Below are 19,735 nucleotides of genomic sequence, written 5' to 3'. Positions count from 1 at the left end.
TCTAAAAATGAAACAATTATTAGTATTCATCAGAAAAGAATTCTATCATGTATTCAGAGATCGCAGAACCCTGTTAATCCTCTTTGGTATGCCGGTTGTTCAAATTATTCTTTTTGGATATGCACTCAGCAGTGAGGTCAAAAACATTGATATTGCCATATTGGATAATGCCCGTGACATACAATCCGAACAAATCATTTCAAAAATAGCCTCAAGTCCTTATTTCAAAATGCAGGCTCCGGTCATCAACTATCCGGATATTGAAAAAAAATTCAGAGAAGGCAAGATTAAATGCGCCGTTGTATTTCCCAATAATTTTGGTTCAGATCTTTATAACACGAATGAAGCAAAAATTCAGATTATAGCCGATTCCTCAGATCCTAATACAGCAAAAATACTTACCAATTATCTCGATGCTATCATCTCGGATTATCAGAACCGGATTTCTCCTTCTTTACAGTCTTCATACCGGATTATTCCGGAAATAAGACAGCTTTATAATGAAGATCAGAACGGCTCGCTCAATTTTATACCCGGAGTTATTGCCTTAATATTTATGATTGTAAGTACTGCATTAACCTCTGTTGCAGTAGTTCGGGAAAAAGAAATGGGCACTATGGAAATTTTATTGGTGTCTCCCTTTAAACCGGTTATGGTTTTAATAGCAAAAGCAATCCCTTATCTGGTTCTTTCTCTGCTTAATTTTATCATTATTCTCCTGTTGTCTGTCTATCTTCTCCATGTAGAAATACGGGGAAGTCTTATTTTACTGTTTTCTGAAAGCATCTTATTTATTATTACATGCCTCTCATTGGGACTGCTTATTTCCAATCTTACCAATTCACAACAGACTGCCATGCTCATCTCGATGATGGGTATGATGTTACCTACATTATTGCTAACCGGCTTTATGTTTCCGGTAGAAAATATGCCCTGGATTTTCCAGATGATATCCAGAATTTTGCCCTCAAGATATTACTATGATATCATAAAAGCTGTAATGCTGAAAGGTCTCGATTTCAGCTATGTCTGGAAAGAAACGCTCATTTTAGCAGGAATGTCTGCGGGATTATTAACTCTTGCTTTAAAGAAATTTAAAATCCGGTTGTCATGAAAATTATGATATTCATATTAAAAAAAGAATTCCGGCAGATATTCAGAGACAAAATAATTCTGGCTATGATGTTTGTGATGCCTACTGTTCAGCTTATCATTATGCCTTTGGCAGCTAATTTCGAAGTAAAAAATGTTAATATTGCGTATGTTGATCATGACCACAGCAGCTATTCTCAAAAACTCCTTCATAAAATTCTGGCTTCAGGATATTTTAAACTGGCAGGAAATCCGGACTCATATAAAGAGGGGCTAAAAATGATTGAGAAAGGTACGGCAGACCTCGTATTGGAAATTCCTCCCGGATTTGAACGTAACCTTGTTCGGGAAGGAAGTCAGAAAGTCAATCTGTCAATAGATGCCATTAATGGCACAAAATCATCAGTAGGAGGAAGTTATTTACTTTCAGTGATTACTGACTTTAACGGCAATCTGGACATCAATGTCAAATCTCCAAAATCTTCCGCGGATTTATCTCCAGCCACAATCAGCATTGCAAACTCCGGCTGGTACAATCCACGGGAAGAATATAAATATTATATGGTTCCGGGAATTCTGGTACTATTGCTTACCTTAATTGGAGGGTTTATTACGGCTCTGAATATTGTAAAAGAAAAAGAAATAGGTACCATTGAACAGATCAATGTAACCCCAATCAAAAAATGGCAGTTTATTCTGGGAAAGCTGATTCCTTTCTGGATTGTAGGAATGACTGTTTTTACAATCGGATTAGTCGTCATGTACATTATTTACGGTATTTTCCCTGAAGGCAGTCTGCTGACGCTCTATACATTTGCAGCAGTTTATCTTATTGCTTTACTGGGATTGGGATTACTCATATCAACTTTTGCCGATACACAGTTACAGGCTATGTTTATTGCCTATTTCTTTATGATGGTTTTCATGCTGATGAGTGGTTTTTTCACCAATACAGAAAGTATGCCCGATTGGGCAAGAACAATGTCAGGTTTTACTCCGGTGACGCATTTTATCAAAGTAGTACGATTAATTGTCCTGAAAGGAAGTCACTTTTCAGAGGTAAAAAATGAGTTCTTTTATCTCATAGGCTTTGCTGTTGTTTTAAACGGACTTGCCATTTTCAATTACAGAAAAACCAGTTAACGACAAGAATGTTTCCAGATGATTATCAGACATTTAATTTAAAATAAGTATATTTACATACACCATAAAAATCATTAATATGTCATTTGTAACACCAGAAGGAGCCAGAGCCGCTCAGTTATCATTATCAGAAAGGGCCCCCGTTGCCAATTCCATTCTCTCAGGAGCAGAGAATATTTCAAAATACAACAGCGGAGTATGCCATGATGTTGTAGCTTACGCCCTGTATATGCGCGGTGCTGATATAAAACCTGATGAACTGGCCGATTCAACCGGTCAAAAATGGCTGAGCAAATTCAATTACTCAGCGGGAGATAAATGGGATGGATATTCCATCATCCCTAAAGGAAAAGCTATCGGATTCTACAGACTTGCCGATAAAACCTGGTTTCATTCCGCAATATCCACAGGAAACGGGAATGAGATCAGATCTGTGAACGGGTTTACATTAGGATCCTCATGGTCTGTCCCCGTAGATTTAGAATGGGTTTTAGGAAAGAAAAATGAAGACGGAACCTTTAACTATGACGGAACAAAAATAGAAGTATATATATCTTCTTTATAGCTGTTTTTACAAGACAGAAATAATTTTTTAACAGGAATTATTTCTGTCTTATTATCTCTAAACTACTTCTTTTTCTTTCTGAAAAAGAAAAACCATCTTATGAATTGCTGTATTTTTTCCAGATATCCTTTTCCTGATAAAGTTATAGTGATCAGAAACAAGGTTTCTCCGGTAATAAGCACTACCAGTATCGTTGCTGCTTTATTGGGAAAATCCAAAAAAGAAAGGGCAGGAACTCCGGCCAAGCATATGATTCCGGATCCCAGGAAAACCGATCCCAGCTTATGTTTTAACTTCAGTTTTTCTTTCGACATATATCCGTTATTAAAAATACAAAAAAACTGTTTTTACTCAGATATGATAAGCATTTTCTGATTCAAGTGTATTTTTAGCGCTATGAAATGTCAATTTTTAAATCTGAAGTCCTCTTATTGAATTTCAGGAAAATCATCTTTTCTAAAAAAGCTCCGGATAAGTATTGCTGGTTGGAATGTTGAAAAAATCACAAATAATATAATAAAAATTTAACATTAAAATAAGTGAAAATTCAAAGGCATTATCGGATCTTTTTATTCAAAGCATAATTTTTGGTGTTAAAAAAAATATAAATATTTCTAAAATAAACCGAAATTTCAGCTTAAAAAAATAAAATAAGGGCAAAATATTCCTCATATACTCAATGGTTTAAAGCTTTTTCAGGATAAAAGATAAATCATAATGCGGCTGTTTCAATAAAATGGCTATATTTACCACCAAGGAGTTCTTAACATCTTCTTTATCAACCGAAACTGGTTACATTTAGCTGTGTATTAAAAGGGAATCGTGTGCAAATCACGAACTGTCGCGCAACTGTAAGTAACATATCATGTTTTTATCAATACATAATCCACTGTTCACTTTGGTAAATGGGAAGGATGATAAAAACTGTTACAAGTCAGGAGACCTGCCTATTTCGAATTGACGATGCTTTCGCGATCTGAAGCTTATAGTCAGGTATGATACGATATGGATAACGGTGTGATTTTTTACGCAAGTTATTTTTGATATAGATTTAATGGGGCTATACGTCCTGTCTGTTATTGCTATAAACCCATTCGTATTCTCTCCTTTCCGTAATTTTATCTCCAAAGCACTGTGAAGTTCGGCAAGAGCTTTTTAAAAGGATTTTATCATTTAAAAAGTTGAAAATGCAGACACATCATCTCTATGAACCCATTACAAACCGTCCCGGCATACAAAAAAGCGGCTTATTCTACCGGGTACCTGGAGTTATGCATGATTTCAACCTCAATGTATATCCCGTTCATCATTATTCTTTTTTATCATCAGGGATTCCGAAATACCCGTAACTATTGCTTACATAAGCAATACCAAACACCAGACAAATTCTAACTAAACAATAGATATTAAATGATTAAAAATGAAAGCTTGCAATCTCCCGGTTTACAATTCCGTGAGGCTATGCAGAAAGAAAAACCTCTGCAGATTGTAGGTGCTATTAATGCTAATCACGCATTATTAGCACAACAGGCGGGGTTTAATGCCATTTATCTTTCCGGAGGCGGAGTTGCCGCCGGTTCTTTAGGAGTTCCCGATCTGGGAATTACAAGTCTTGAAGATGTACTAATAGATGTTCAACGCATCACCAATATCTGCAACCTTCCTCTGATGGTGGATGTGGATACAGGATTTGGACCTTCTGCTTTTAATGTCGCCCGAACTGTGAAATCACTGATTAAAGCAGGTGCCGCCGCACTGCATATTGAAGATCAGGTAGGTGCCAAACGTTGTGGACATCGCCCCGGGAAAGAAATTGTAAGCAAAGAAGAAATGATGGACAGGCTGAAAGCTGCAGTAGATGCCCGTACTGATGAAAATTTTGTAATCGGGGCAAGAACAGATGCATTCGCTAATGAAGGACTGGAAAAAACACTGGAAAGAGCAATCGCTTATAAAGAGGCCGGCGCAGATTTCATTTTTGCAGAGGCAGTTCCTGACCTAAGCTTCTACCAGAAATTTGTAGACGCTGCAGGAATACCCGTATTAGCCAATATCACAGAATTTGGCATGATCGATATGTATACGGTGGAAGAATTAAAGACGGCCGGAGTGGGATTGATTCTTTATCCGCTTTCCGCTTTCCGCGCCGCTAATAAAGCTGCTCAGAACGTATATGAACATATCCGTAAAGACGGTACACAGATCAATGTGCTCAACACCATGCAAACAAGAGAAGAGCTCTACCAAAGTATCGGGTACCATGATTATGAACAAAAATTAGATAACCTTTTTAAAAAGAATAATGATGTCAACAAATAATGAACCCACATTCAAACCCAAAAAAAGTGTAGCTCTTTCAGGAGTAGCAGCCGGAAACACCGCACTCTGCAGCGTCGGAAAAAGTGGTAACGACCTGCACTACAGAGGATATGACATTCTGGACCTTGCCGAAAAAGCTCAGTTTGAAGAAGTAGCTTATCTCCTTATATATGGCCATTTGCCTACAGAAGCACAGTTAAAAAACTATAAAGCCAAATTAAAATCATTAAGAGGTCTCCCGCATTCTGTAAGAAATATTTTAAAAAGTATTCCTGCAGCAGCCCACCCTATGGATGTGATGCGTTCTATGGTTTCTGCTATCGGAAGCATTCAGCCGGAAAAAGACGACCACAACATGGCGGGAGCAAGAGATATTGCCGATAAATTATTGGCTTCATTCAGTTCCGGTTTATTATACTGGTATCATTATACCCATAACGGGAAAGAGATTGATGTAGAAACAGATGATGATACCATCGGAGGTCATTTTCTGCATCTTTTACATGGAAAAAAACCTTCTGATTCCTGGACGAGAGCCATGCAGATTTCTCTCAATCTGTATGCAGAACATGAATTTAATGCCTCCACATTTACCAGCAGAGTGATCGCAGGTACCGGATCCGATATCTATTCTGCCATTACCGGAGCTATCGGAGCATTGAGAGGTCCGAAGCACGGCGGTGCTAATGAAGTCGCGTTTGAAATTCAAAGCCGATATAATTCTCCGGATGAGGCCGAAAACGACATCCGACAGCGTATTACCAACAAAGAAGTGATCATAGGATTCGGTCATCCTGTTTATACAATCTCGGATCCAAGAAATGTGGTGATTAAAAAAGTAGCCAAAGAACTGTCTGAAGAAGCAGGTGATATGTTGCTTTTTAATGTCGCCGAAAGGCTGGAAACCATCATGTGGGAAGAAAAAAAGATGTTCCCGAATCTGGACTGGTTCTCTGCAGTATCGTATCATTTAATGGGAGTACCCACGCTGATGTTTACCCCGTTATTTGTGATTTCCAGAGTTACAGGATGGAGTGCCCATATCATTGAACAAAGACAGGATGGAAAAATTATCCGTCCAAGTGCCAATTATACCGGCCCCGAAAACAAAGCTTTTGTTTCTATCGACCAACGATAAAAAAGATTAAAACAATTTCAACTAATAAAAATTTTAAACTAAAAAATGAGTTCACACATCTCGAATGAAAGACCACAGCCGGATAAAGTACTGGCTGATATTGCAGATTACGTATTAAACTATGAAATAAAAAATGACCTGGCCTGGAAAACGGCTCATTACTGTCTTCTCGACACAATTGGGTGCGGGCTGGAAGCTTTGACATATCCGGCCTGTACCAAACTTTTAGGCCCTGTAGTGAAAGGCACAATAGTTCCTAATGGTGCTAAAGTTCCCGGAACCCAATTTCAGCTGGACCCGATTCAGGCTGCATTCAATATCGGAACAATTATCCGATGGCTGGATTTTAACGACACGTGGCTGGCTGCAGAATGGGGACATCCTTCAGATAATTTAGGGGGTATTCTGGCAACAGCAGACTGGCTATCCAGAACAAATATTGCGGAAGGAAAAACCCCTTTAAAAATGAAACAGGTACTGGAAGCAATGATCATGGCCCACGAAATCCAGGGAGTTATGGCATTGGAAAATTCTTTCAACAAAGTAGGATTAGACCACGTTTTATTAGTGAAGCTTGCTTCTACCGCTGTAGTAGGGAAGTTAATAGGCCTAACCCGTGATGAGCTGATCAATGCCGTATCACTTGCTTTTGTAGACGGACAGTCTTTGAGAACTTACCGTCATGCTCCCAATACCGGTTCCAGAAAATCATGGGCTGCAGGTGATGCCACTTCAAGAGCAGTTCGATTAGCCCTGATTGCCCAGACAGGAGAAATGGGATATCCGTCTGTTTTAACCGCTAAAACATGGGGATTCTATGATGTTTCTTTCAAAGGAAATGAATTTAAATTCCAGAGAGACTACGGCTCTTACGTCATGGAAAATGTATTATTTAAGATCTCTTTCCCTGCCGAATTCCATTCCCAGACTGCAGTAGAAGCTGCAATGACCCTGCATCATACACTGAAAGGCCTTGGAAAAACTACAGATGACATTAAAAAAATTACCATTCGGACTCACGAAGCCGCTATAAGAATTATTGATAAAAAAGGACCTTTAAACAATCCGGCAGATCGCGATCACTGTATTCAATATATGGTGGCAGTTCCATTAATTTACGGAAGATTAACTGCTGCTGATTATGAAAACAACATTGCTTCCGATCCGAGAATTGATATTCTGAGAGATAAAATTGAATGCGTAGAAAACACACAGTTTACCACGGATTATCACGATCCTGAAAAACGTTCGATAGCCAATGCTTTAACAATAGAACTGAACGACGGAACGATTCTAAACGAAATAGAAGTAGAATATCCTATCGGTCACAAACGAAGAAGAGAAGAAGGTATTCCTGAACTGATTAAAAAATACAAAATCAACTTAGCCAGAGTATTCCCGGAAAAACAACAACGGGTAGTCTTGGAAAACTCTCTGGAGTACGACACTCTTATCAACCTCAATGTCAATGAATTTGTTGACCTACTGATCATTTAACTTTAAGTAAAAGGTTGAAAATGATAAATATTTTCAACCTTTTATTCTCAAATTTCAACCTAACAAAAACTATGTCACAATCAATAAAAATATTAATCAATGGAAATTTTACAGAAAGTAAAACATCGGAATTCCTTCCGGTAGAAAATCCTGCCACACAGGAAATTCTTGCTGAAGTTCCATTAACATTATTATCTGAAATAGATGAAGCTATTGAGGCAGCAAAAGAAGCCTTTAAAGCCTGGAAAGAAGTAGCAACACCGGAAAGAGCCAGGCTATTTTTGAAGTATCAGCAGCTTTTAAAAGAAAATCAAAAAGAAATTGCCGAAATATTGTCAAAAGAAAACGGAAAAACTTTTGCTGATGCTATGGGAGACGTATGGCGTGGTATTGAAGTTGTAGAACATGCCTGCAATATTCCGACCCTGATGATGGGGGAAACGGTAGAAAATGTGGCAAGAGGTGTAGATACATACAGCTATATTCAGCCACTTGGAGTCTGTGCCGGAATTACCCCTTTTAATTTTCCGGCAATGATTCCTTTGTGGATGTTTCCTATGGCTATTGCATGTGGAAATACATTCATCTTAAAACCTTCGGAACAAACCCCGATGACTTCCATGAAAATAGCCGAACTCTTTTTACAGGCCGGTTTTCCAAAAGGAGTACTGAATATTATTCATGGTTCCAAAGATCAGGTAAATCATATTCTGAACCATCCTGAAATCAAAGCCATTTCTTTTGTAGGCTCCGTTCCGGTAGCTGAACATGTTTACCGTACAGGAACAGATAACCTGAAAAGAGTACAGGCTTTTGGCGGAGCAAAAAATCATATGGTTGTAATGCCTGATGCCAATAAAGAACAGGTCATCAATAATCTGGTAGGGGCTTCCTGCGGAGCAGCCGGTCAGCGTTGTATGGCCATCAGTGTTGCAGTTCTTGTGGGAGAAGCTCAGCATTGGATTGATGAAATTAAAAATGCATTACAAACGATTAAACCCGGAGTCTGGTCTGACGAATCCGCTGCATTCGGACCATTAATCAATAAACAATCTAAGGAAAAAGTTTTACGTTTAATCCAAACTGCCTATGATCAGGGAGCAGAAGTATTACTGGACGGAAGCCACTGTAAAGTGGAAGGCTATGAAAACGGATATTTTGTAGGTCCTACTTTATTCAGCAATGTATCTGCAGATATGGATATTTACAAAGAAGAAATTTTCGGACCTGCATTACTTCTGCTAAAAGCGGAAACCTTAAACGAAGCGATCAGCATTATCAATGCAAACCCTTATGGTAACGGAACCTCAATCTTTACCAATTCGGGAGCCGCAGCAAGAAAATTCCAGCATGAAATTGAAGTTGGACAGATCGGTATCAATCTTCCGATTCCTGTTCCTCTACCGTTTTTCTCTTTTACAGGATGGAGAAAATCTTTCTTCGGAGATCTGCATTCTTACGGGAAACAGGGAGTCCGTTTCTATACTGAGACCAAAACAATTACAGCCCGCTGGTTTGAAGAAGATGTTCCGGGAGGCAACGTAAATATGACCATCAGCCTTAAATAACGGAAAGTAAAAAGTTGAAAATTGCTAAAACATATTTCAACTTCCCACGATAAACGTTCAACTTAAATTGTAAGAAGAAATGGAGTTTAACCTAAATGAAGATCAGCTGGCTTTTCAGGATGCTGCAAGAAGATTCGCAGAAAAAGAATTATTTCCCTATGCTTCCGAATGGGATACCCAGAAAATATTTCCGAGAGAAGCGATAACTAAAGCCGGTGAGCTTGGTTTTTGTGGTCTTTATACAAGTGAAGAAGCTGGAGGACTGGGATTATCAAGATTAGATGCCGCCATTATTTTTGAAGAACTGGCTGCTGCCTGTCCTTCCACAACAGCTTATATTACGATCCATAATATGGTTTCCTGGATGATTGATCAGTTTGCAAAAGAAGAAGTCAGAAAAGAACTTTGCCCTGATCTGGCATCAGGACAGCTGCTAGGCTCTTACTGTCTTACCGAACCGGGTTCCGGATCAGATGCTGCCGGCTTAAAAACGACTGCAGTGAAAAACGAAGATACCTATACGATCAACGGAACCAAAGCATTTATTTCCGGTGCCGGAGAAAGTGATATACTTATTGTAATGGCCCGTACAGGAAATTCCGGTGCAAAAGGAATCAGTGCTTTTATTGTACCGGCTGATGCAAAAGGAATCAGCTTTGGTGAAAAAGAAAAAAAACTGGGCTGGAACACACAGCCCACACGCTTTGTATTTCTCGATCATGTGGAAGTTAATGAAAAATACCTCTTGGGAGAAGTCGGAGAAGGATTTAAAATAGCACTGAAAGGGCTTGACGGTGGTCGTATTAATATTGGAACCTGTTCAGTAGGAGCCGCTCAGGGTGCGATCAATCAGGCACAACAATATATGCATGAAAGACAGCAGTTTGGAAAATCACTGGCTCAGTTTCAGTCTCTTCAGTTTAAAATTGCGGATATGGTAACAGAACTTGTTGCAGCCCGTCAAATGGTACATTTGGCTGCATTTAAACTGGACTCCGTAGATCCGAATGCTACGACTTACTGTGCAATGGCTAAAAGATTAGCAACTGATATGTGCTTCAATATCTGCAACGAGGCTCTTCAGGTATTGGGCGGTTATGGCTGTACCCAGGATTTTCCGGTGGAAAGGCTGATGCGGGACGCAAGAGTACATCAGGTAGTGGAAGGAACCAATGAAATCATGAAGCTGGTGATCTCGAGAAAGATTTTGGAACAGGGAGCTACATTACAAATCAGATAATTACAATAATTGAATGGAAAGTAGAATATCAGATACTTAACTTTTCATTGAACAAAATTTTCAATTCAATACCATGAGCTTAGTACAAACCGAAATAAAAAATAAAGTCGGAATTATCACTTTAAATTCCGAAAAAACACTGAATGCCTTGTCATTACCAATGATTGAAGAATTACAGACTGTACTGACAGACTGGAAAACATCAAACCGGATAGCCTGTATTTTTTTGCAGGGAGCAGGTGAAAAAGCCTTATGTGCAGGAGGTGACGTACGAAAATTATATGATGCCATCATTGCGCAAAAAACTATTGATCCTGCAGAAGTGCCTCAGGACTGTTTCGATTTCTTTTCAAAAGAATATCAGGTAGATTATGAAATTCATACATATCCAAAACCTGTCATCGTCTGGGGAAATGGTATCGTAATGGGAGGCGGAATCGGTCTTATGGTGGGAGCCTCCCATCGTATCGTTACAGAGAAAAGTAAGCTGGCAATGCCTGAAATCACCATAGGGTTATATCCTGATGTAGGAGGAACCTGGTTTTTAAATACAATGCCTTCCGCATATGGATTATACTTAGGATTAACCGGAGCTAGATTAGACGGGGCAGACTGTATATTTCTGGGACTTGCAGATTATTACGGCGAATCATCCTCAAAAGAAACCATTCTAAGGGCTCTTGAACAGGCAGACTGGAGTGACAACCCTTATAAAACGGTTTCCGATATTCTGGATCACATCACTGAAAGCGTATCTGTTCCGGAATCACAGGCAGCTGCTCATCAATGGTTTATTCAACATTTTGAAGGGGTAAATTCAGTAGATCAGTTCAAAGATATTCTGATGAATGAACCGCAAAAAGATGACTGGATCAATATGGGTGTAAAAAGTTTCACTGCAGGATCACCAAGTTCGGCTCATATTATTTTCAGACAACTGAAACAGGGGGAGCATTTAAGCCTGAAAGAAGTCTTCCGATCTGAACTCAACCTTTCATGTCAATGCTGTATCCATCCGGATTTTGCTGAGGGAGTACGGGCCCTGCTGGTAGATAAAGACCAGTCTCCTCAATGGTGGCCCGCTGCTTTAAATGATATTACCACAGAGTGGATAGACAGCTACTTTGCAGAGTTTAAAGCAGAAAATTTCCAACTCTGATTTCCAACTTCTTATCTCTAACTATTAATTCAAAAATTATGTCAAATATAGCATTCATCGGACTAGGAAACATGGGTGGCCCCATGGCCGCAAATCTTATTAAAAAAGGACACCATGTGACCGGTTTTGATCTTTCAGAAACAGCATTGAAAGCACTGGCGTCTGCAGGAGGTCAGATTGCCGTATCTGCTTTAGCTGCTGCAGCAACAGCAGATGTTGTGATATCAATGTTGCCATCGGGAAAGCATGTTGCCGAACTCTATTCCGAAGATTTTATCACTCATCTTCAACCCAATACGTTATTAATAGACAGCAGTACTATCGATGCCGTTACCGCCCGTTCCGTTGCTGCACTGGCTTCCTCAAAAGGATGCAGAATGATAGATGCTCCCGTTTCCGGTGGTACCGGCGGAGCTCAGGCTGGTACTTTAACTTTTATCGTAGGCGGAAAACAGGAAGACTATGAAAAGGCCCGCCCGATTTTAAAATGCATGGGTCAGAATATATTCCATGCAGGAGCATCCGGAGCCGGGCAGGTCGCTAAAATCTGTAATAATATGCTCCTGGCTATTCATATGATCGGTACCTCGGAAGCTATTAATCTGGGTGTAAAACATGGCCTGGATCCCAAAATATTAAGTGAAATCATGCAGAAAAGCTCCGGAAAAAACTGGTCTCTGGAAGTATACAATCCTTATCCGGGTGTAATGGACAATGCGCCTGCTTCCAGAGCCTATTCAGGAGGTTTTGCAGTAGATCTGATGGCCAAAGATCTGGGTCTTGCTGCAGAAGCGGGTTTGGATACCAAAACCTCTACACCCTTAGGAAATACAGCATTAAACCTCTACAGAATCTGGAGCGAAGCAGGAAACGGAAAAGTCGATTTTTCAAGTATTATACAATTCTTAAACGGAAAAGGAAATATTGAAAATTAATATTGGACTTCATACTCATTTTTTAACCTTTAACTTTCAACCTCATGGATTTTGAAACATTAATATATCACCAGAAAGGACATATCGGGACATTGACAATCAACAGGCCTGAAGCTTTAAATGCTTTGAATGAAACAGTTTTACATGAACTGACTTTATTCGGAGAACACATACGATCCAATCAGGAAATCAGAGTATTGATCATTACCGGTGCAGGAGACAAAGCATTTGTTGCAGGTGCTGATATCAAAGCGATGCAGGAAATGACTCCTGAGGAAGCAGAAAAATTTTCACATACCGCACAAACGGCATTCAATCAGATAGAAAACCTTCCTTTTGCAGTTATCGCTGCTGTAAACGGATTTGCCTTAGGTGGCGGTTGTGAACTTGCGTTGTCCTGTGATATTATTCTGGCAAGCGGAAAAGCTAAGTTCGGATTACCTGAAGTAACATTAGGCTTATTACCTTGTTTTGGCGGAACACAGCGCCTTCCGCGGGCCATCGGTTTATATAAGGCCAGAGAAATGGTTTTCTCAGGAGCATTTTATTCGGCAGAAACCTGTAAGGAATTTGGATTTGTCAATCATGTTTTTGCTCCTGAAGAATTATTAAATGAGGCCCAAAAACTGGCAGAAACAATTGCTTTACGAGGACCTGTCGCTGTGGCAAAAGCTAAACAATCTTTAAACACGGGTATTGAACTTCACATTTCAGAAGGATTAAGACAGGAGGCTGCTTTATTCGGAGAATTATTTACAACAGAAGACCATCATGAAGGGATAGAAGCATTCATAGAAAAAAGAGTTCCGCATTTTAGAGGAAATTAATACTATTGAAAGGAAAACTTCAGACTTTTTCACTTTCGATTTTCAACTTCAATAAAAAATATGATTAGAGAGAAATTAATTTTGCCGGAAAACGGTAAAAAGCTGCTGTTGCATTCATGTTGTGCTCCCTGTTCTGGAGAAGTGATGGAAGCTATTATAGCATCGGAGATTGATTTTACCATCTTCTTTCACAATCCAAATATTCACCCTAAAAAGGAATATGATTTAAGGAAAGAGGAAAATATCCGGTTTGCTGAAAAACACAATATTCCTTTTGTTGATGCAGATTATGATGTAGACGACTGGTTTGCCAGAGCTAAAGGAATGGAGTGGGAGCCGGAAAGAGGAATACGTTGTACCATGTGCTTTGATATGCGTTTTGAGCGTACCGCATTATATGCCTATGAAAATGGTTTTGATGTTATATCCAGTTCTCTAGGAATATCCAGATGGAAAAATATGGATCAGATCAATGATTGCGGTCTTCGTGCTGCAGGCCATTATGAAGGAATTACCTACTGGACTTATAACTGGAGAAAAAAAGGCGGCTCTAAGCGTATGCTCGAAATCAGCAAAGAAGAGCAGTTTTATATGCAGGAATACTGTGGCTGTGCCTATTCTTTACGAGACACCAACAAATGGAGAACCGACCATGGAAGGGAGAAAATAAAACTGGGCGAAAAATTTTACGGAATAGATGAGGAATAATTTTTCAAATCGGAATACTACCGTTTCAACAACAGGTAATTTTTTAATCTTGTAAAAAGTGAGGGTGATCAGTTATTTGGTCACCCTCTTTTTGTGTCAGATGGTTAATCCGTGATTATTTTTTACTTCTGCCATTACAAAGGTACTGTGAGTACTCCCGATGGAATCTACAGAACCCAGTTTGTTGAATACAAAATCCTGATAATGTTTCATATCGCGAACCTGAACTTTCAGCAGGAAATCAAAGTCTCCGGAAATATTATAACATTCCGCAACTTCTTCAATTTCAATAATTTCATTAACAAAATCATAGCCTATCGACCGGTCATGGATTTTGAGTTTGATCTGACAAAATACCGTAAACCCCCGATTGAGCTTATCAGGATCCAGAACGGCAGCATATTTTCTTACATATCCTTCCTGTTCAAGACGTTTTACCCGCTCAAAAACCGGTGAAGGAGAAAGATTAATTTCTTTGGCAAGTTCTTTTACCGTAAGTTTTGCGTTTTTCTGAAGGAGTCTCAGAAGCTGTATATCTTTATCATCAAGATGTTCCACAGGATATTATTCTTTTTAATGTTAATTCAAATCAAATATACAGAATAATATCCTGTAATATACAATAAATAAAGCTTTATTTGCTTTATTCGCTCTAATTGATTTCTAATATATTCTGTATTTGTAATTTTACACAAAATTAAAATCTCCTACCATAAAAACAGGAGGATACAATTGAATAAAGAATAGTTCTTTATAAATACTTCATCAGACAGAAAAGGTTTTACGTAAGGTAAATTAATAGGGAATCGTGTGCAAATCACGAGCTGTCGCGCAACTGTAAGTAACATATCAAAGGTTTTTGTCCTTGTGATCCACTGCCAAAAGCGGGAAGGACGACAAAAACGGTTACAAGTCAGGAGACCTGCCTTTACTGAATTGACAATGCTTTCGCGATCTGAAGCTTTGGGTCATACAGATGATATATTGCACAACTACGTTTGATCGTTAGATGAAACGGTTTTGTCAGGTATATCATTGTTTTTCCAAAACTTCTTTCTCAAAAAGCATTACGAAGCATTCAAAGGACTTTTAAAAAATAAGTTTAATTAAAAGTAAAAAAAAATGCAAACGCACATTCTGGGCTATCCGCGAATTGGTAGCAAAAGAGAACTGAAAAAAGCCTGTGAACAGTACTGGTCAGGTAAAATTGTTTTGGAAGAACTTCTTACTGCAGGAAGAAACATCTGCAATCAGAACTGGAAAATCCAAAAAGAAGCAGGTATAGATCTTATTCCTTGTAATGATTTCTCCTATTATGATCAGGTATTGGATATGAGCTTAATCGTAGGGGCTATTCCGGTACGTTATCATGAGGTTGCTCTTAAAAAGAACAATTCTGAACTTGACCTTTATTTTGCTATGGCAAGAGGATATCAGAAAGACGGACTGGACATCACAGCCATGGAGATGACCAAATGGTTTGACACCAACTATCATTACATTGTTCCTGAATTCTATAAAGATCAACAGTTTAAACTGACTTCCGATAAAATATTCAATGAGTTTTCAGGCGCAAAACAGGCCGGAATTAATGCAAAACCAGTGATTATCGGACCTGTTTCCTACCTTCTTTTAGGGAAGGAAAAGGAAGAAGGATTTGATAAACTTGATCTTGCCGGAAACCTCCTTCCGGTATATAAAGAAATTCTGACCAAACTGCAGGATCAGGGGGCACAATGGATTCAGTTTGACGAACCGTTTTTAACTTTAGATTTAACGGAAAAAGCAAAAGAAACCTATCAGAAAGTATACAGGGAACTTAGAAAAGAGTTTCCAAAACTGAAGTTTATTATGGCTACTTATTTTGACGGGCTGAAGGATAATGTATCTCTTGCTGTTTCAATTCCTGCCGACGTCTTACATATTGACCTGGTTAGAAACCCTGAACAGCTGGAGGATATTTTACATGCGATTCCTGAAAGCCTTAGTCTTTCATTAGGAATAACAGACGGAAGAAACATCTGGAAAAACGATTATGAAAAATCTTTATCCTTTATCAGAAAAGCGACTGAAAAACTGGGGAAAGAAAGAATTTTTATTGCTCCGTCATGTTCATTGTTACATTCTCCGTGTGATCTTGATTTTGAAACGGGCATTCAGCCTGAAATCAAAAACTGGCTTGCATTTGCAAAACAGAAAGTACAAGAAGTAGTTACTCTTAAAGCGATTGCTGAAGGAACCGGAGATCAGGATATTCTTAATGATTTTGAAGAAAATAAAAAAGCGATTGCCAGTAGAAAAACATCTTCGCTGATTCATAATCATACTGTAAAACAAAGAGTAATTGCTGTTACCAAGGAAGATGCCCAAAGAAAAAATTCTTTTAAAATCCGTAAAGAAGAACAGCAAAAAGCTTTACAGCTTCCGTTATTTCCCACAACAACGATAGGTTCATTTCCACAGACTACCGAAGTAAGAAGCTGGAGGGCTCAGTTCAAAAAAGGAGAGCTTACGGCAGAACAGTATGACATTTTACTGAAAGAAGAAACTCAAAGAACCATTCGCTGGCAGGAAGAAATCGGAATTGATGTCCTTGTCCACGGAGAATTTGAACGTAACGATATGGTAGAATATTTTGGTGAAAAACTGGAAGGATTTATTTTTACGAAAAACGGCTGGGTACAGAGCTACGGAAGCCGTTGTGTAAAACCTCCCGTTATTTTCGGAGATATTTCCCGCCCTGAACCAATGACAGTATACTGGTCTCAATATGCCCAGTCACAAACCAATAAATGGGTCAAAGGAATGTTAACCGGGCCTGTTACAATCCTGCAATGGTCATTTGTACGTGATGATCAGCCTCGTTCTGAAACCTGTAAACAAATTGCACTGGCTATTCGTGATGAAGTAGTAGATCTGGAAAAAGCAGGTATACGGATTATCCAGATTGATGAACCTGCCATCAGAGAAGGGCTCCCATTGAGAAAAGCAGAGTGGCAGAACTATCTGAAATGGGCTGTAGAGGCCTTCAGAATTTCTGCAAGTGGAGTAGAAGACGCTACACAGATCCATACCCACATGTGCTACTCTGAATTCAATGATATCATTGAAAATATTGCGGATATGGATGCAGATGTTATTACTATAGAATGTTCAAGATCCCAAATGGAACTCTTAAATGCTTTCGCAGATTTTAAATATCCTAACGAAATTGGTCCGGGAGTGTATGATATTCATTCACCAAGAGTTCCTTCCAAAGAAGAAATGATCGAGCTTTTAAGAAAAGCTCAAAATGTAATTCCGGCTCATCAGCTGTGGGTAAATCCTGACTGTGGTCTGAAAACAAGACACTGGGATGAAACTGAAAAAGCACTTATCGCAATGGTAGCAGCGGCTAAAGAGGCCTCAGCAGAATATGCATAGTCACCCCACTTATTTTTATTATAATTCTGAAAAAGCATCTCCAGGGATGCTTTTTCTTTATTTATCCGTCTTGCCTAAGCATTCGCACACTTCGGGCAAATTCCGCTGATGATGAAGTTGTACTCCTGAGCAATAAAATGTTCAGGTAAACTAATTTCAGGAATAGCATTTTCAATACAGGTAACGGAATGACATTCTTTGCAGTTAAAATGAACATGATTGTGAAAATGCTCTTCGTGGGAACACCTTCCACTGCATTTTGCGAAATTCACAACGCCGTCAACATTCACAATCTTATGTATAGCCCCTTCATTTTCAAGCCTTTCCAATACTCTGTATATCGTCACTCTATTACATAAATCTCCTAATTTCTTCTGAATATCAGAATGGGTAAGTGCTACATCAGAAGCATTGATAAGATTCAGAATCTCTGTTTTGGCATGGGTATTTCTAACTTGTTTCATATTTTATTGCAACAAAGTTGCGTTATTTAAAATTTTGTACTTACTTTGCAACAAAGTTACAATAACAAATTTAAATAACTCCTTTTATGAAGTCAAAAATTCTTGATGCCGTTGGAATCTCTGCTGCAGTCTTATGTTTGATTCATTGCATTCTTTTTCCGCTATTATTGATTATTCCTTTGGGAATATCCCATAATCCTTATGTTGATCTGACTTTTCTGATCATTGGAACAGTCGTGGTTTTCAGAGTCACGAAACATGTTGCTAACCGTTGGCTTAAGTTTCTGTTCTGGATTTCTATCCTCCTGATTGCTGTTTCTGTATTGGCCGATTTCATATTTGAAGTTCATGTTCCTCTTATTTATGCAGGAGCCGCAGGTCTGATTACCGCACATATTATCAATTTTAAAAATCATAAACATTAATCCATGACTAAGAAACTTCCTGTAACTGTACTCAGTGGCTTTCTGGGAGCAGGGAAAACTACTTTACTGAATCATATTCTGCATAATAAGCAGGGTTTAAAAGTGGCCGTCATCGTCAATGACATGAGCGAGGTAAATATTGATGCCCGCCTTATTGAAAATCAGAATACCCTTTCAAGAACGGAAGAAAAACTTGTGGAAATGAGTAACGGATGCATCTGCTGTACACTCAGAGAAGATCTGATGACGGAAGTGGAACGATTGGCCGATGAAAATCGTTTTGACTATCTGCTGATTGAAAGTACAGGAATCAGTGAGCCCATTCCGGTTGCCCAGACTTTCACTTATATTGATGAAGAAAGCGGTATAGATCTTTCCCGATTCAGCTATGTGGATACCATGGTTACCGTTGTAGACTGCTTCAATTTCATGAAAGATTTTTCATCCAACGAATTATTAACGGATCGGGAACTTACCAATATAGAAGGAGATTACAGAACAATTGTCAATCTTCTTACCGATCAGATTGAATTTGCCAATGTCATCATTTTAAACAAAACGGATCTCATTGATTCAGAAACCCTCGGATTTTTAAAAGCAGCCATACAAAAACTGAATCCGGAAGCCAGTATCATTCAGTCTGAGTTTGGTAAAATTGATCCGCAGTATATTTTGAACACCGGATTGTTTGATTTTGATAAAGCCCAATCCTCCGCGGGTTGGCAAAAAGAACTTCAGTCTGACCATACTCCAGAAACAGAAGAATATGGAATCAATTCATTTGTTTTCAGAAATCAGAGACCATTCCACCCAATGAGGCTTTGGAAATACCTTAATGAAAATTATCCTGAAGGAACATTAAGAGCCAAAGGTTTATTCTGGCTGGCCTCCAGACCTGATGACGCTCTGAACTTTTCTCAGGCAGGAGGTTCTTTCCGTCTGGAAAAAGCTGGAGTATGGTGGTGCAGTATGCCCTTGAGCCACAGAGTACAATACGGAGCATTTGCAGAAAATCAGGAATTTATTGAGAGCCGATGGGATAAAAACTGGGGTGACAGAATCAATGAGCTTGTTTTTATCGGGCAGCATCTGGATAAGGAACAAATGCAACAGGATCTTCAGGATTGTCTTATTGATAATAAAGAAGAAAAACTGTTTAATCAGAAAAAAAAATTCCAGGACCCCTTTCCTGATAATATTTAAATAAAAATTAACTTTTAATTAATGCAACA

19 protein-coding genes and 2 riboswitches are annotated in these 19,735 nt (G+C 38.8%); of the genes, 16 read left to right on the top strand and 3 right to left on the bottom strand.

What is annotated here, in order from left to right:
* The first annotated feature begins 7 nt into the window (after positions 1 to 7).
* From JO178_RS13275 to JO178_RS13265, 3 genes are all read left to right on the top strand, one after another.
* The gene (locus tag JO178_RS13275; protein WP_291936569.1) at positions 8 to 1,114 is read left to right on the top strand and encodes an ABC transporter permease; all 1,107 of its coding nucleotides are present in this window, start codon (positions 8 to 10) and stop codon (positions 1,112 to 1,114) included.
* On the top strand, positions 1,111 to 2,235 hold the full coding sequence (locus JO178_RS13270; protein ID WP_291936566.1) for an ABC transporter permease: 1,125 nt from the start codon (positions 1,111 to 1,113) through the stop codon (positions 2,233 to 2,235). The genes JO178_RS13275 and JO178_RS13270 overlap by 4 nt, the downstream gene beginning before the upstream one ends.
* Before the next feature lie 79 nt (positions 2,236 to 2,314).
* Positions 2,315 to 2,800: a hypothetical protein gene (locus JO178_RS13265; protein ID WP_291936562.1), complete on the top strand. Its 486-nt coding sequence runs from the start codon at positions 2,315 to 2,317 to the stop codon at positions 2,798 to 2,800.
* Between the two features lie 62 nt (positions 2,801 to 2,862).
* On the opposite strand, the gene JO178_RS13260 is transcribed toward JO178_RS13265, so the two are convergent.
* Positions 2,863 to 3,114, bottom strand: a complete 252-nt coding sequence (locus JO178_RS13260; RefSeq protein ID WP_291936559.1) for a transporter suffix domain-containing protein — start codon at positions 3,112 to 3,114, stop codon at positions 2,863 to 2,865.
* Between the two features lie 458 nt (positions 3,115 to 3,572).
* A riboswitch (cobalamin riboswitch) is annotated at positions 3,573 to 3,766 on the top strand.
* A gap of 221 nt (positions 3,767 to 3,987) precedes the next feature.
* Between JO178_RS13260 and JO178_RS13255 the strand changes: the two genes are divergently transcribed.
* The 10 genes from JO178_RS13255 (at position 3,988) to JO178_RS13210 (ending at position 14,191) form a co-directional block, all read left to right on the top strand.
* On the top strand, positions 3,988 to 4,149 hold the full coding sequence (locus JO178_RS13255; RefSeq protein WP_291936555.1) for a hypothetical protein: 162 nt from the start codon (positions 3,988 to 3,990) through the stop codon (positions 4,147 to 4,149).
* A 61-nt stretch (positions 4,150 to 4,210) separates the two neighbouring features.
* Positions 4,211 to 5,119 carry a methylisocitrate lyase gene (gene prpB / locus JO178_RS13250; protein ID WP_291936552.1) on the top strand — a complete coding sequence of 303 codons (909 nt, stop codon included), beginning with the start codon at positions 4,211 to 4,213 and terminating at the stop codon, positions 5,117 to 5,119.
* A complete protein-coding gene (prpC, locus tag JO178_RS13245) occupies positions 5,106 to 6,257 on the top strand; it encodes a 2-methylcitrate synthase (protein WP_291936549.1) in 1,152 nt (383 codons plus the stop codon). The genes prpB and prpC overlap by 14 nt, the downstream gene beginning before the upstream one ends.
* Before the next feature lie 45 nt (positions 6,258 to 6,302).
* Positions 6,303 to 7,754 (top strand): bifunctional 2-methylcitrate dehydratase/aconitate hydratase, encoded by a 1,452-nt coding sequence (locus JO178_RS13240; RefSeq protein WP_291936547.1) that lies wholly within the window; start codon positions 6,303 to 6,305, stop codon positions 7,752 to 7,754.
* 71 nt (positions 7,755 to 7,825) lie between these two features.
* The gene (locus JO178_RS13235) at positions 7,826 to 9,322 is read left to right on the top strand and encodes a CoA-acylating methylmalonate-semialdehyde dehydrogenase (protein WP_291936544.1); all 1,497 of its coding nucleotides are present in this window, start codon (positions 7,826 to 7,828) and stop codon (positions 9,320 to 9,322) included.
* Positions 9,323 to 9,401: 79 nt separating this feature from the next.
* Positions 9,402 to 10,562: an acyl-CoA dehydrogenase family protein gene (locus tag JO178_RS13230; RefSeq protein ID WP_291936541.1), complete on the top strand. Its 1,161-nt coding sequence runs from the start codon at positions 9,402 to 9,404 to the stop codon at positions 10,560 to 10,562.
* Between the two features lie 73 nt (positions 10,563 to 10,635).
* Positions 10,636 to 11,721, top strand: a complete 1,086-nt coding sequence (locus tag JO178_RS13225) for an enoyl-CoA hydratase/isomerase family protein (RefSeq protein WP_291936538.1) — start codon at positions 10,636 to 10,638, stop codon at positions 11,719 to 11,721.
* Positions 11,722 to 11,759: 38 nt separating this feature from the next.
* A complete protein-coding gene (gene mmsB / locus JO178_RS13220) occupies positions 11,760 to 12,656 on the top strand; it encodes a 3-hydroxyisobutyrate dehydrogenase (RefSeq protein ID WP_291936535.1) in 897 nt (298 codons plus the stop codon).
* Positions 12,657 to 12,700: 44 nt separating this feature from the next.
* Entirely contained in the window at positions 12,701 to 13,483 is a 783-nt protein-coding gene (locus JO178_RS13215; RefSeq protein ID WP_291936532.1) for an enoyl-CoA hydratase-related protein, read from the top strand.
* Positions 13,484 to 13,534: 51 nt separating this feature from the next.
* On the top strand, positions 13,535 to 14,191 hold the full coding sequence (locus tag JO178_RS13210; RefSeq protein WP_365866766.1) for an epoxyqueuosine reductase QueH: 657 nt from the start codon (positions 13,535 to 13,537) through the stop codon (positions 14,189 to 14,191).
* A gap of 96 nt (positions 14,192 to 14,287) precedes the next feature.
* Here the strand turns inward: JO178_RS13210 and JO178_RS13205 are convergent, their stop codons facing one another.
* Entirely contained in the window at positions 14,288 to 14,749 is a 462-nt protein-coding gene (locus JO178_RS13205) for an Lrp/AsnC family transcriptional regulator (RefSeq protein WP_291936526.1), read from the bottom strand.
* A 201-nt stretch (positions 14,750 to 14,950) separates the two neighbouring features.
* A riboswitch (cobalamin riboswitch) is annotated at positions 14,951 to 15,136 on the top strand.
* 177 nt (positions 15,137 to 15,313) lie between these two features.
* On the opposite strand from JO178_RS13205, the gene metE reads away from it, so the two are divergent.
* Complete coding sequence (gene metE / locus JO178_RS13200) at positions 15,314 to 17,614, top strand: 5-methyltetrahydropteroyltriglutamate--homocysteine S-methyltransferase (RefSeq protein WP_291936523.1); 2,301 nt, start codon at positions 15,314 to 15,316, stop codon at positions 17,612 to 17,614.
* A 74-nt stretch (positions 17,615 to 17,688) separates the two neighbouring features.
* Here the strand turns inward: metE and JO178_RS13195 are convergent, their stop codons facing one another.
* Positions 17,689 to 18,078 carry a transcriptional repressor gene (locus JO178_RS13195; RefSeq protein ID WP_291936520.1) on the bottom strand — a complete coding sequence of 130 codons (390 nt, stop codon included), beginning with the start codon at positions 18,076 to 18,078 and terminating at the stop codon, positions 17,689 to 17,691.
* 86 nt (positions 18,079 to 18,164) lie between these two features.
* Between JO178_RS13195 and JO178_RS13190 the strand changes: the two genes are divergently transcribed.
* Both JO178_RS13190 and JO178_RS13185 read left to right on the top strand, forming a co-directional pair.
* Entirely contained in the window at positions 18,165 to 18,503 is a 339-nt protein-coding gene (locus tag JO178_RS13190) for a MerC domain-containing protein (protein ID WP_291936517.1), read from the top strand.
* A 3-nt stretch (positions 18,504 to 18,506) separates the two neighbouring features.
* On the top strand, positions 18,507 to 19,706 hold the full coding sequence (locus tag JO178_RS13185; RefSeq protein ID WP_291936514.1) for a GTP-binding protein: 1,200 nt from the start codon (positions 18,507 to 18,509) through the stop codon (positions 19,704 to 19,706).
* Positions 19,707 to 19,735: the final 29 nt, after the last annotated feature.

It is taken from the genome of Chryseobacterium sp., assembly GCF_019236175.1.
GTDB lineage: Bacteria > Bacteroidota > Bacteroidia > Flavobacteriales > Weeksellaceae > Chryseobacterium.
The sequence above is the reverse complement of the archived record's forward strand: the minus strand, read 5'-3'. Positions and strand labels throughout refer to the sequence as shown.

Coding starts and splice junctions, on each gene's coding strand:
- JO178_RS13215 (WP_291936532.1), top strand. CDS start 12,701: ATGGATTTTGAAACATTAATATATCACCAGAAAGGACATATCGGGACA.
- metE (WP_291936523.1), top strand. CDS start 15,314: ATGCAAACGCACATTCTGGGCTATCCGCGAATTGGTAGCAAAAGAGAA.
- JO178_RS13275 (WP_291936569.1), top strand. CDS start 8: ATGAAACAATTATTAGTATTCATCAGAAAAGAATTCTATCATGTATTC.
- JO178_RS13255 (WP_291936555.1), top strand. CDS start 3,988: ATGCAGACACATCATCTCTATGAACCCATTACAAACCGTCCCGGCATA.
- JO178_RS13225 (WP_291936538.1), top strand. CDS start 10,636: ATGAGCTTAGTACAAACCGAAATAAAAAATAAAGTCGGAATTATCACT.
- JO178_RS13240 (WP_291936547.1), top strand. CDS start 6,303: ATGAGTTCACACATCTCGAATGAAAGACCACAGCCGGATAAAGTACTG.
- JO178_RS13235 (WP_291936544.1), top strand. CDS start 7,826: ATGTCACAATCAATAAAAATATTAATCAATGGAAATTTTACAGAAAGT.
- JO178_RS13185 (WP_291936514.1), top strand. CDS start 18,507: ATGACTAAGAAACTTCCTGTAACTGTACTCAGTGGCTTTCTGGGAGCA.
- prpC (WP_291936549.1), top strand. CDS start 5,106: ATGTCAACAAATAATGAACCCACATTCAAACCCAAAAAAAGTGTAGCT.
- JO178_RS13260 (WP_291936559.1), bottom strand. CDS start 3,114: ATGTCGAAAGAAAAACTGAAGTTAAAACATAAGCTGGGATCGGTTTTC.
- prpB (WP_291936552.1), top strand. CDS start 4,211: ATGATTAAAAATGAAAGCTTGCAATCTCCCGGTTTACAATTCCGTGAG.
- JO178_RS13265 (WP_291936562.1), top strand. CDS start 2,315: ATGTCATTTGTAACACCAGAAGGAGCCAGAGCCGCTCAGTTATCATTA.
- mmsB (WP_291936535.1), top strand. CDS start 11,760: ATGTCAAATATAGCATTCATCGGACTAGGAAACATGGGTGGCCCCATG.
- JO178_RS13195 (WP_291936520.1), bottom strand. CDS start 18,078: ATGAAACAAGTTAGAAATACCCATGCCAAAACAGAGATTCTGAATCTT.
- JO178_RS13230 (WP_291936541.1), top strand. CDS start 9,402: ATGGAGTTTAACCTAAATGAAGATCAGCTGGCTTTTCAGGATGCTGCA.
- JO178_RS13270 (WP_291936566.1), top strand. CDS start 1,111: ATGAAAATTATGATATTCATATTAAAAAAAGAATTCCGGCAGATATTC.
- JO178_RS13190 (WP_291936517.1), top strand. CDS start 18,165: ATGAAGTCAAAAATTCTTGATGCCGTTGGAATCTCTGCTGCAGTCTTA.